Source organism: Salinicola peritrichatus (assembly GCF_003206715.1).
Taxonomy (GTDB): domain Bacteria; phylum Pseudomonadota; class Gammaproteobacteria; order Pseudomonadales; family Halomonadaceae; genus Salinicola; species Salinicola peritrichatus.
In genome coordinates, this window is sequence record NZ_PZJU01000052.1 from 25,980 (window position 1) to 38,251 (window position 12,272).

Annotated in this window: 10 protein-coding genes; 7 read left to right on the forward strand and 3 right to left on the reverse strand. The window is 65.4% G+C overall.

All coding sequences use genetic code 11. The annotated features are described in order from the left end of the window. Positions 1 to 5 precede the first annotated feature (5 nt). Positions 6 to 1,076: an Lnb N-terminal periplasmic domain-containing protein gene (locus DOM57_RS17700; RefSeq protein WP_110650510.1), complete on the reverse strand. Its 1,071-nt coding sequence runs from the start codon at positions 1,074 to 1,076 to the stop codon at positions 6 to 8. A gap of 218 nt (positions 1,077 to 1,294) precedes the next feature. Between DOM57_RS17700 and yccS the strand changes: the two genes are divergently transcribed. Then, positions 1,295 to 3,541, forward strand: coding sequence for a YccS family putative transporter (gene yccS / locus DOM57_RS17705; RefSeq protein ID WP_110650535.1), 2,247 nt, complete (start codon positions 1,295 to 1,297; stop codon positions 3,539 to 3,541). A 24-nt stretch (positions 3,542 to 3,565) separates the two neighbouring features. Here yccS and recG read toward each other — a convergent pair whose 3' ends face one another. Both recG and DOM57_RS17715 read right to left on the reverse strand, forming a co-directional pair. Then, positions 3,566 to 5,644, reverse strand: coding sequence for an ATP-dependent DNA helicase RecG (recG, locus tag DOM57_RS17710; protein ID WP_110650511.1), 2,079 nt, complete (start codon positions 5,642 to 5,644; stop codon positions 3,566 to 3,568). Then, positions 5,641 to 6,561 (reverse strand): hydrogen peroxide-inducible genes activator, encoded by a 921-nt coding sequence (locus DOM57_RS17715; protein ID WP_110650512.1) that lies wholly within the window; start codon positions 6,559 to 6,561, stop codon positions 5,641 to 5,643. The genes recG and DOM57_RS17715 overlap by 4 nt, the downstream gene beginning before the upstream one ends. A 113-nt stretch (positions 6,562 to 6,674) precedes the next feature. Here DOM57_RS17715 and DOM57_RS17720 point away from each other — a divergent pair, with 113 nt between their 5' ends. The 6 genes from DOM57_RS17720 (at position 6,675) to phnG (ending at position 12,247) form a co-directional block, all read left to right on the forward strand. Further along, a complete protein-coding gene (locus DOM57_RS17720) occupies positions 6,675 to 7,553 on the forward strand; it encodes an SDR family oxidoreductase (protein ID WP_110650513.1) in 879 nt (292 codons plus the stop codon). Positions 7,554 to 8,053: 500 nt separating this feature from the next. Further along, positions 8,054 to 8,878 (forward strand): phosphonate ABC transporter ATP-binding protein, encoded by an 825-nt coding sequence (gene phnC, locus DOM57_RS17725; protein WP_110650514.1) that lies wholly within the window; start codon positions 8,054 to 8,056, stop codon positions 8,876 to 8,878. A gap of 54 nt (positions 8,879 to 8,932) precedes the next feature. Further along, on the forward strand, positions 8,933 to 9,964 hold the full coding sequence (gene phnD / locus DOM57_RS17730) for a phosphonate ABC transporter substrate-binding protein (RefSeq protein WP_110650515.1): 1,032 nt from the start codon (positions 8,933 to 8,935) through the stop codon (positions 9,962 to 9,964). A gap of 58 nt (positions 9,965 to 10,022) precedes the next feature. Next, complete coding sequence (phnE, locus tag DOM57_RS17735) at positions 10,023 to 10,817, forward strand: phosphonate ABC transporter, permease protein PhnE (protein ID WP_110650516.1); 795 nt, start codon at positions 10,023 to 10,025, stop codon at positions 10,815 to 10,817. A 234-nt stretch (positions 10,818 to 11,051) separates the two neighbouring features. Continuing rightward, a complete protein-coding gene (phnF, locus tag DOM57_RS17740) occupies positions 11,052 to 11,810 on the forward strand; it encodes a phosphonate metabolism transcriptional regulator PhnF (RefSeq protein WP_162619585.1) in 759 nt (252 codons plus the stop codon). Next, positions 11,807 to 12,247 (forward strand): phosphonate C-P lyase system protein PhnG, encoded by a 441-nt coding sequence (gene phnG / locus DOM57_RS17745; protein ID WP_110650518.1) that lies wholly within the window; start codon positions 11,807 to 11,809, stop codon positions 12,245 to 12,247. Before phnF ends, phnG begins: the two co-directional genes overlap by 4 nt. Positions 12,248 to 12,272 lie beyond the last annotated feature (25 nt).

Genomic DNA, 12,272 nt, shown 5'->3' on the forward strand with positions numbered 1-12,272 from the left:
GAGCGTCAGGAGGCATCGGGGTGGAGGATCTCGCCATCCGCGGCGGGCACGCCTTCACGGATGGCGCGGGAAAACGCCTGGCTACCCGCATTGTACGGCACCGCCTGGGCGCGTGGGTTGATATAGCCGCGCTGGCGCAGGAAATCGAGCGGATGGCTGGTGTCCAGGCCGCCCACGTCGTAGACGTATTCCGGCAGGTAGCCGGAGAGGATCAGGCGGATGTCCTTGGGCAGCCCCGGCACGATCTTGTCGACCATGTCGAACACGATGGTGGTGCAGTTGCTGGTCAGGGTGTTGTAGAACGCGGGCTCGCGGCGCAACCGCTCGGCCTCGTCCAGATAGGCCAGGAACAGCTCGCGGCGTGCCGCTGGCGTCAGCCCCACGCGATAGAGATAGACGTCCTCGCCTCTGATATTGCTGCGCAGGCGCAGGATGTCGTTCTCGTCGGCGGCGATCAGGTTGATCTCGAACTGCTTGAAGAAACCGCCGCTGATCGAGAACGCCTCGTTGCGTTCGCGCCGGATCTCCACCGAAAAGGTCAAATGATCGCCATCGTCAAAGCCGAAGCTGACCAGGGTGTGGGCGATCGCCGGGCCCATCCAGTAGGAAACCACCATGTCCACCGAATCGAGCCGCGCCAGATCGTATTCGCGAGTCTCCCAATGCGGCGTGGCGGTGTCGGGCGTTCGCCATTCGAAGTCGCGCACGTTGTGCAGCCGGATGCGGTCGCCGTCACGTTCGTAAGCAAGCTGGCGCGCCACGTCCGGCGCCCAGTTACGGTCGTTGCTGGGTTCGAGGCTCTGCCACCAGCTCACGGCCGCGATCAGTGCCAGCACGAAGACGAAGCGTGTCGCTACCGAGGCACGATGTCGCCACCAGGGCGCAACCAGCGCCGCTAGGCCAAGCAATGTCCAGAAGATAATTGCGGCGATGATCAGCGCCTGCGGGCCGGGCAGCTGGAAATGCAGCGCCAGCACGCCCCAGGCAGTGACCGCCAACAGCGACAAGGCTCGCACGACATGGCCCAGCACGCGAAGCGGCTGGCGCCAGCGAGGTCGAAGCGTGGAAGCAGTCATGGCGATCCTTTGCCCGAAAATCGTCGATGGCCCGATGTTGCCGGAGTCGGGGTGGGGAATAAAGGCGCGGGCGTTGCGGTCGATAACGGCAATGGCGTTATACTAAAGTCTAATGCGCCTGGACCGACGTGGTGGCGACTCGGGGATGTTGGGGTGCTGTCGCCGCCCGCGCCGACGGGCTATCGTGTGATCAGTGTCGCGACCCTGGAGAAACCGAGATTTCCGCTTCGCTTTCCCACTCCCTGCGCCGTCTGTGGACGCTCGACAAGTTCGCCTACAGCTTTCGTGTCTTTGTGGCGTTCAGCGGTGCCATCGCGCTGAGCTGGTATCAGGACCAGATCGCGCTGGCCATACCGCTGTTTCTGGGCATCATCGCCAGTGCGCTCTCCGAGACCGACGACAACTGGGAAGGACGCGTGCGGGCGCTGCTGGTCACGCTGATCTGTTTTGCCGTCGCCTCCCTCTCGGTGGAGTTGCTGTTTCCCTGGCCCTGGCTGTTCGCGCCCGGCCTTGCGCTTTCTGCCTTCACTTTCATCATGCTCGGCGCGGTCGAGCAGCGTTATGCCACCATCGCCTCGGCCACCCTGATCCTGTCGGTCTATTCGATGATCAACATCGAACAGCACGGCGGCACGACGGACGGGGATTTCTGGCACCAACCGCTGCTGCTGGTCGGCGGCGCGGCCTGGTACGGCGCGATCTCGGTGATCTGGTGCGCGCTGTTTTCGCGCCAGCCGGTCAAGCAGAGCATGGCGCAGCTCTACCGGGAGCTGGGTGAGTATCTGATCATCAAGGCGACGCTGTTCGAGCCGCTCAGAGGTGTCGACGTCGAAAGTCGTCGAGTGGCGCTGGCGCGTCAGAACGGGCGTGTAGTCACCGCGCTCAACCAGGCCAAGGAGATGATCTTCCGACGTCTGGAAGGGCAGCGTGGTAGCCGCAAGCTCAATCGCTATCTGCGCCTCTACTTCATCGCTCAGGACATTCACGAGCGGGTCAGCGCCTCGCACTATCCCTACTCGGCGCTGGCGGAAACCTTCTTCCATCATGACGTGCTGTTCCGCTGTCAGCGCCTGCTCGACCAGCAGGGCCGCGCCTGCAAGCGGTTGGCCAAGGCGCTGTTGCTGCGCCAGCCGTTCGAACACGGCCAGAGCGAACAGGCGCTGGAGGATCTACGCGCCTCGATCGTCTACCTGCGTGCTCAGCGCAACCCGGAATGGACGCCGTTGCTGCGCTCGCTGCAGGCGCTGGGGCGCAATCTGGCGACGCTGGAGGACCAGCTTTCCAGCGCCCACAATCCGGATGCGGTCGCCGACCAGAAGGACGCTAGCCTGTTCGATCGCTCACCGCGCAGCTTCAAGGACGCCTGGGAGCGGGTCCGGCTCAATCTGACACCGGGCTCGCCGACCTTTCGCCATGCGCTGCGCCTGTCGACGGCGTTGCTGGTCGGCTACGGCGTGCTGCACCTGGTACATCCGACGCAAGGTTACTGGATCCTGCTGACCACGCTGTTCGTCTGTCGGCCCAACTTCGGCGCCACCCGCCGCTTCCTGTATCAGCGTATCGTCGGCACGGTGCTCGGACTGGTGCTGGGCTGGGCGCTGATCAGCCTGTTTCCCGATCCGCTGGTCCAGTCGCTGATCTCCGTGGTGGCGGGCGTCATCTTCTTCGCCAATCGCGAAAAGCACTACGTCATCGCCACCGCGGCGATCACCACGCTGGTGCTGACCAGTTTCAATCAGGTCGGCGACGGCTTCGACCTGATCCTGCCGCGCCTGATCGATACCCTGATCGGGGCGCTGATCGCGGGCCTGGCGGTGTTCTTCATCCTGCCCGACTGGCAGGGGCGGCGGCTGCATCGCGTCGCCGCGTCGGCACTGGCCAACAGCAGCCGCTACCTGCGCGAGATCGTTCATCAGTACGAGACCGGCAAGCAGGACGATCTGGCCTACCGGCTGGCGCGGCGCAACGCGCATAATGCCGATGCCGCGCTTTCCACCGTGCTCGCCAACATGCTTCAGGAGCCGGGCCACTACCGCAAGAAGGATGCCGACGAGGGGTTCCGTTTCCTGGTCGTCTCGCACACCCTGCTGGGCTATCTCTCCGCCCTGGGTGCCCAGCGCGGCACCCTGACCGCCAGCGAAGCCGATGCCGAGCTCTATGCCGCTGCCCGGCGCATCGCCGATCGCTTCGACGAACTGGCGGACCATCTCGCCACGCGCCAACCGATCGCCGACCTCAAGGCCGAACAGAGCGCGCTGATGGCGATCTTCGAGCAGGAACCGACCAGCGCGCAGGATGACGCCGACGACGAACGGCGCCTGGTCCAGACCCAGCTGCTGCATATCAGCCGTCAGTTGGTGCCGATCAGCGAGGCCGCCGCGCGGTTGGCGGCGCGGCCGGTGGAGGCGCCGGGCGAGGGGAAGGGTAGCGAGGAGGTTGATGGAATAGCCGCCAAGAGCGCTTGAAACATCGGGCGCTGCGGCCAGGCCTCAAACCTGCCCGTAGCGCCCCGCCTCATCCCCCAGCCAACGCTGGATCAGCGGGTCGGCGGCGTCCGGGGCTTCCTCGAGCAGCGCCTGGGCCAGTGCGGTGACGGTGTCGAGCAGGTCGCGGTCGCGTTCGAGATCGGCGATCTTCATCTGCGCCAGGCCGGTCTGGCGAGTGCCGAGCACTTCGCCGGGACCGCGCAGTTCGAGGTCCTTTTCCGCCACCTTGAAGCCGTCGGTGGTGTCGCGCAGGATGCCGAGGCGCTGTCGCGAGTGATTCGACAGCGGCGGGTGATAGAGCAGCACGCAGTAGCTGTCGACGCGTCCGCGCCCGACCCGGCCGCGTAGCTGGTGCAGTTGGGAGAGCCCCAGGCGCTCCGGATTCTCGATGATCATCAGGCTGGCGTTGGGCACGTCGACGCCGACCTCGATCACCGTGGTCGCCACCAGCAGGTCCAGTTCGCCGCGCTTGAACGCGTCCATGACGTCGGCTTTTTCCTGGGCCTTCATGCGCCCGTGGACCAGCCCGACATTGAGTTCGGGTAGCGCTTCCACAAGCGTATCGCGAGTCACTTCCGCTGCCTGGCAGGTGAGCGCTTCCGACTCCTCGATCAGGGTACAGACCCAATAGGCCTGGCGGCCTTCGGCACAGGCGTTGCGGATGCGCTGGATCACCTCCGGGCGGCGCTCGTCGGGCACCGCGACGGTGTGTACCGGCGTGCGCCCCGGAGGGAGTTCGTCGATCACCGACAGGTCGAGGTCGGCGTAAGCACTCATTGCCAGCGTGCGCGGAATCGGCGTGGCGGTCATGATCAGCTGGTGCGGGGTCAGCCCGCCGGCTTCGCCTTTCTGGCGCAGGGCGAGGCGCTGGTGGACGCCGAAGCGGTGCTGCTCGTCGATCACCGCCAGGCCCAGGCGCTGGAAATGCACGTCGTCCTGAAACAACGCATGAGTACCGACGACCACCTGCGCGCGACCATCGGCGATCGCCGCCTTGGTGTCCAGCCGCGCCTTGCCCTTGAGCTTGCCGGCCAGCCAGCCGACCTCGATGCCGAGCGGTTCGAGCCAGGTGCGGAACTGGCGGAAGTGCTGTTCGGCCAGAATCTCGGTGGGTGCCATCACCGCCGCCTGGCAACCGCCGGCGATGGCGGAGAGCACCGCCATCGCCGCGACCACTGTCTTGCCTGAGCCGACATCGCCCTGTACCAGCCGCAGCATCGGCACTTCGCGCTCGAGATCGCGACCGATCTCGTCGAGCACGCGCTGCTGGGCCCGGGTCAGCGAGAAGGGCAGTTGCGTCAGGAAGCGAGCCCGCAGATGGCCGCCGCCGGTGAGCGCGGGGGCACCATCGGTCTGAATGCGCAGGCGTACCTGGCGCAGGCTCAACTGATGCGCCAGCAGCTCTTCCAGCGCCAGGCGGCGTTGCGCGGGATGGCGGCCCTCGCTCAGGCGCTCCTGCGGTGCGTCCGGCGGCGGCTCGTGGAGATAACGCAGCGATTCGACCAGCCCCGGCAGGCGGAAACGTTCGCGCAGCGTCGGCGGCAACCAGTCGGGCAACTCCTCGGGGGCGGCGGTCAGCCGCTTCAGCGCCTGCTGGATCAGCGCGCGCAGACGCGGCTGGGCAAGGCCCTCGGTGGCCGGATAGATCGGCGTCAGATGCTCGTCGACCGGTGCCGAATCGGCCTGGATCAGGCGGTATTCCGGATGATAGATCTCCAGCCCGGTGCTGCCGGCGCGGGCCTCGCCGAAGCAGCGCACCTTGGCGCCCCTGACGAACTGCTGCTGCTGGGCCGGCGAGAAATGGAAAAAACGCAGGCTGAGAATGCCGGAGCCATCCTTGAGCCTGACCAGCAGGCTGCGCCGGCGGCCGCGAACCACCTCGGCGGCGCCGACCTCGCCCTCGACCACTGCCTCGGTGCCGGCGCGCAGGGTGCCGATCGGCGTGATGCGGGTGCGATCCTGATAGCGCAGCGGAAGATGAAACAGCAGGTCGACGACACGTTCGATGCCCAGTCGCGACAGTTTCCCGGCCAGGGCTTCGCCGACGCCGGCGAGCGTGGTGACAGCGGCATCGAGGCTCATGCAGCCTCGACGTCGCTACCTTGGACCCGGTCGATCGCCTCGATCAACGCATCGATCGCCTTGGGACGCGGAAAGCTGGCGCGCCAGGCCAGCGCAACGCTGCGTGTCGGCGCATCGCCCTTGAACGGGCGGCTCTCCAGCAGGCCGCCTTCGTAGTGGTTTGTGCCGATCGCCAGCTTGGGCAGCACCGTGATGCCCAGTCCGGAGGCGACCATATGGCGAATGGTCTCCAGCGAGCCGCCTTCGGCGATCAGCGTGTTGGAAGGGTTGTTGAGCTGCGCGCTGATCGCGGGGCAGGCTTCCAGAATCTGGTCGCGGAAGCAGTGGCCCTCGCCGAGCAACAGCAAACGCTCCTTGAGCAGATCTTCCTTGTCGATCGCCGCCCTTCCGGTCCATGGATGCCCGGCCGGCAACAGCACCTCGAATGGCTCCTTGTAGAGCGTCTTGGTGACCACGTCGGGCTCGTTGAACGGCAGCGCGACGAAGATGGCGTCGAGTTCGCCGCCGCGCAGCTTGCGCCGCAGCACGCCGGTGAGATTCTCTTCGATGTAGAGCGGCATCTGCGGCGCGATGCGTGACAGCGCCGGGACCAGGTGCGGAAAAAGATAAGGGCCGATGGTATAGATGGCGCCGATGCGCAGCGGACTGATCAACTGGTCCTTGCCTTCGCTGGCCATTTCCCGGATCAGCGTGGCCTGTTCCAATACGCGATGTGCCTGCTCGACGATGCGCTCGCCCAGCGGCGTGACCTGGACGGTGGACTTGGAGCGCTCGAACAGGGCGATGCCGAGCTCTTCTTCCAGCTTCTTGACCGCCACCGAGAGCGTCGGCTGTGACACGAAGCAGCGCTCGGCGGCACGCCCGAAATGGCGCTCCTGAGCCAAGGTTACGATATAACGGAGTTCTGTTAGAGTCATGAGGTGGGACCGAAAGGCTCCCTGTCGCACGAAATTGGGTACGTAATACTCGTGGTTATTCGCGTCTTCACGGACGAGTCAACAAGGACGTTTTACCAAGAGGCTAGGGAAAGGTGAAGAAAACAACGTTAATTCTTGGCTGCGGCGATATCGGCACCCAGCTCGGGAAGCAATTGATCGAGGCCGGTCACCGTGTCGTCGGCGCGCGTCGCCATGCCGACGCGCTCGACGGCACCGGGATCGAGCCGGTGGCGCTGGACGTGACCGACGAAGCCGCACTGGCGGCGTTGCCCGATGCCGATATCGTAGTCTATGCGGTGACCGCCGACCGTTTCGAGGAGTCCGCCTACGAGGCGGCCTATCCGCAAGGCCTGAAGGCGATACTTCGGGAGTTCGCCGGGCGCGACAGGACACCGCAACGGCTGTTCTTCGTCTCTTCCACCAGCGTCTATGCCCAGCACGAAGGCGAAGAAGTCGACGAAGCTTCGCCCACCGAGCCCAGCGGCTTCTCCGGTAGCTTGATGCGCGAGGCCGAGCAGATACTGCTCGAGCACGAGCTGCCGGGTACCGTGGTGCGCTTCTCCGGCATCTACGGCCCGGGCCGCGACCGGCTGATTCGCCAGGTCGGCGAAGGCCGTATCGCCGCCGCCAATCCGCCGCTGTACTCCAATCGCATCCACCGCGACGACTGCGCCGGCGTTCTGGCCCATCTGATCCAGATGGCGCTGGAGGGCAAGCCGCTGGAGCCGATCTACCTCGCCAGCGACTGCGATTCCGCGCCGTTGCACGAGGTGATGGCCTGGATCGCCAAGCGTCTCAAGGTGGAAACGCCCGATGTCATTCAGTCGCCGCTGCGCCGTCGCTCGAGCAAGCGTTGCAACAATCGGCGCCTGCTCGACACCGGCTACACCTTTCGCTACCCCTCCTTTCGTGAAGGCTACGCCGACGTGCTCAAGCGGGGGGGTTACCTGCCGGAGGCCGAGAAGGCCTGAGAATTTGACAAACTACTGCGCTCGCCCATGCGGCGTTGAGTCGGAGCGCAGCGGAGACAACAGCCAAAGGCTGGCCCGAAGGGCGAGCGAAGCGAGTCAATCCGCCTCAGAATGCTCATTTACTACTTGTAAACTGCGCTTGTTTGACGCGCGACATCCTTGTCGCTCGCTCTGCGAGCAGCGGAGCTGCCCAAATCGTCAATCCTGACGATTTGTCGGCGGATTTCGCCTTGCCTGACCATCGCTCGTGACGTTTGTCAGCATCCTCGTCTGATTCGCACCGGCAACGGCCGTGCCGAAGATGACGGATCGATGGCAAAGCGATGTCATGAAAATGACGGCTTTGGCTAACTGCCTGATGTCGTGAAGAAAGCGCCCGAGAGCGCTTTCTTTGCGTCGGGGCCCGCGCCCGATCCTGTCATCAATTCTTAATTGTCTAGATAAATAACCGTCATCCGACGTCGCCAGACTGTGTCCAACACTTTCTGGGGACGATTCGTATGACCGCCATCATTCGCGTCGAACGACTCGACAAATCCTTCGGCTTCCACGCCGCGCTGAGACAGGTCGATTTCGCCATCGAGGCCGGCGAGATGGTCACGCTGATCGGTCCCTCCGGTTCCGGCAAGTCGACCCTGCTGCGCCATCTCGTCGGTCTGACCCGCGCCGACCGCCACTCGCACAGCCGCGTCGAGGTGTTGGGCCGCGACGTGCAGCGACAGGGGCGCCTGGTTGGCGCCGGTCGCGATCAGCGTCGGCGCACCGGCTACATCTTCCAGCAGTTCAATCTGGTCGGGCGCCTGAGCGTATTGACCAACGTGCTGATCGGCCGTCTCGGCGCGATGCCGCGCTGGCGCGCCCTCATCGGGCGTTTCATCCAGCACGAGCGCGACCTGGCGCTGCGGGCATTGGAGCGCGTGGGCATCGTCGGCCTGGCACATCAGCGCGCCAACACGCTTTCCGGCGGGCAGATGCAGCGCGTCGCCATTGCCCGCGCGCTGGTGCAGGACGCCGAAGTCATTCTCGCCGACGAGCCGATCGCTTCGCTCGACCCGCGCAGTGCCCGCGAGGTGATGGAGATCCTCCAGCGCATCAATCGCGAGGACGGACGCACCGTGGTCGTCACCTTGCACCAGGTCGAGATCGCGCGCCGCTATTGCCGCCGTGCCATCGCCCTCAAGCAGGGCCGGCTCTATTACGACGGCCCCATCGAGGGGCTGACCGATGCCCGCCTTCAGGCGCTTTACGAGAACGCCGGCCTCGATGAACTCGCCGCGCGGCCCGCCGACACACGAATCGCGCCACCGCTGCACGCGGTCGGGTGAAGCGAGCGACCGAATGACCCATGACACAACCACCGATCCTTCGAGGAATCCGACATGATCGCATCACGTCTTCGCCGTGCGGCCCTGCCGCTGATCGCCGGTCTCGGCCTGCTCGGTAGCGGGTTGACCCAGGCCGACGACGCCCTGCGCTTCGGCATCATCTCCACCGAATCGAGCCAGAACCAGGCTGGCCAGTGGCAACCGTTCCTCGACGACATGTCCCAGGAACTGGGTGTCAAGGTCGAGCCGTTCTTCGCCACCGACTATGCCGCAGTGATCCAGGCGATGCGCTTCGACAAGATCGATCTCGCCTGGTACGGCAACAAGTCGGCGATGGAAGCGGTGGATCGCGCCGGCGGCGAGATCTTCGCCCAGACCGTTGCCGCCAACGGCGCGCCGGGCTACTGGAGCCTGATGATCGTCAACAAGAATAGCCCCTACGATTCGGTCGACGACGTCCTCGCCCACGCCAGCGAGCTGACCTTCGGCAACGGCGATCCCAACTCCACCTCGGGTTACCTGGTGCCGGGCTACTACGTCTTCGCCAAGAATCATGTCGATCCGAACACCGCGTTCAAGCGCACGCTGAACGCCAATCACGAAACCAACGCGCTGACCGTGGCCAACGGCCAGGTCGATGTCGCCACCTTCAACACCGAGAGCATGGAGCGCCTGGAAGTCACCCATCCGGACAAGGCCAAGCAGCTCAAGGTGATCTGGAAGTCGCCGCTGATTCCGTCCGATCCGCTGGTCTGGCGCACCAACCTGCCCCAGCAGACCAAGGACAAGCTGCGCCAGTTCTTCCTCAGCTACGGCGACACGTCGGCGCAGAAGCAGATTCTGGAACCGCTGCAGTGGTCCGGCTTCGCCGCCTCGGACAACGATCAACTGCTGCCGATCCGCCAGCTCGAACTGTTCAAGCAGCGCGCCCAGGTTGCCGCCGACGATTCGCTGGATGCCGCCGACAAGCAGCAGAAGCTGGCCGATTTCGACGCCAAGCTCGAAGCGCTGAACCAGCGCATGGAAGCGCGTGAAGCGGCGCAGAGCCAGCAGGCCGACAACACCACCGCCATGGCGACACCGTAAGCGACATGACGATCCGGGGGCGCGCTGTCGCCCCCATCGATCTACCCGGAGTCCCTGCATGATCCCGACCTCCACTCTCGATTCTCGCGCCCAAGCCGGCAAGCGCAGCTGGCGCCAGTTGCTCGGCTGGGCGATTGCCTTGGCCGTCCTGGCCTGGGCCTGGCAGGGCGCCGAAATGGCGCCAAGCCTGCTCATCGCCAACGCCGGCAACATGGCCACGCTGGCGGCCGACTTCGTGCCGCCGACCTTCGGCAATCTGCAGCACTACATCGATCAGATGCTGGTGACTATCCAGATCGCTATCTGGGGCACGCTGCTGGCGGTGCTGTTCGCGATCCCGTTCGGGCTGCTCTCCTCCGACAACCTGGCGCCGTGGTGGATCAACCAGCCGGTGCGAAGGCTGATGGACGCCTGTCGGGCGATCAACGAGCTGGTGTTCGCGATGCTGTTCGTGGTCGCCGTCGGCCTGGGGCCGTTCGCCGGGACCCTGGCACTGTTCGTCCACACCACCGGCGTGCTCGCCAAGCTGTTCTCGGAAGCGGTGGAAGCCACCGACGCCGGGCCGATGGAGGGCGTTCGCGTCACCGGCGCCGGACGACTGGAAGAGGTCATCTTCGGCCTGATCCCGCAGGTTCTGCCGCTGTGGATCTCGGTCAGCCTCTATCGCTTCGAGTCCAACATCCGCTCGGCCACGGTGCTCGGCATGGTCGGCGGCGGCGGCATTGGCGTCTCGCTGTGGGAGACCATGCGCGGATTTCAGTACACCGAAACCGCCACGATCATGCTGGTGATCATCGTCGCGGTGACGCTGCTGGATATGGCGTCGCAGCGTGTGCGCAAACGCTTCATCTAGGCCGTGACGAAAACTGCCTGCGCTCGCCCATACCGCGTTAAAAATCGGCTCACTGAACGTCAGTTCAGAACGTCCGAAGGACGGCCCAGAGGGTGAACGAAGTGAATCAAATGCTCATTTACACATACGTAAACTCCGCTTTTTCGCCAATTTTTGCCTTGTCTGGGCTTCGCTCGGCGACTTTTCGTAGACGGCCTAAGGGATCTTTCAATCCAGGTTTTAGCGGATCCGATGATGTCTAGACAAATTTCGACGATACCGCGCTACCGCGAGCTGGCCGAAGTGCTGGTGCGCGAAGTGCGCACCGGTTACGCCCCCGGCGATCTGCTGCCGACCGAGGCGCAGCTGGCCAAGCGCTTCGCGGTCAATCGCCACACCGTGCGCCGGGCGCTGGACGAACTGGTCGCCGCCGGCATGGTCACTCGCCATCAGGGGCGCGGTACCCAGGTCGTCGACCGCCGGCTCGACTACGCCGTCAGCGCCGGCAGCAAGGTGACCCAGAACCTGGCCGGGCTGGGCCTGCCGTCGACCACCTGCTGTCTCGATCAGGGACTCGAGCGCCCGCCGGAAGCGATCGCCCAGCGTTTCGGGCTACACGACGAGCAGTCACGACTGCTACGGGTCGATACCGTGCGCCACGTCGACGATGCGCCGCTGATGCGCCTGCGCCACTGGTTCGATCCCGAGCGCGTGCCGGGCTGGCTGGAGCGCTATCGCGGCGGCTCCACCCGTGCGCTGCTCGATCAGCACTACGGCCTGCGCCTGCACCGTCGCCGCGTGCGCATCGACGCCGTCAATGCCGACCGCGACGACACCCGCTGGCTGCAGTGTCGGCTCAACGCGCCGTTGCTGCTGCTGACCAGCGACAACACCGACGCCGCGGGCACGCTGGTCGAGGTCTCGATCGGCCGGTCGCGCGCCGATCGGCTCTCCTACCACATCGATTTCGACAACGACCCCATGGATTTCGACACCGACGAGGCTGCGTCATGAGCGACACATCACGAGGCGCGCGTCAGCGATTGCTGGCGCTCTCCACTCGCGAGCGAATCGAGGCGTGCTGGAGCACGCTCGGTGAACTGCCCCGGCATCGCTGCGTCCGCGGCCCCGAAACCGGCATGGCAATGCTGCGCGGGCGCATGGGCGGCACCGGCCGCGCCTTCCATCTCGGCGAAATGACGCTGACCCGCGCCAGCGTGGCGCTCGACGACGGCACCCTCGGCCACGGCTGGGTGCGCGGACGCGATCACCGTCACGCCGAACTGATCGCGCTCTGCGACGCGCTGGCCCAGCACACCGAGTGGCAGCCGCGGCTGGAGCGGGACGTACTCGCGCCACTGGCCGAGGAACTCACCGCGCGCCAGCGCCGTGACGCCGCCACCGCCGCCGCCACCCGCGTCGACTTCTTCACCCTGGTACGTGGCGAATGAGCACGAGGGGAATGACGATGGAGAG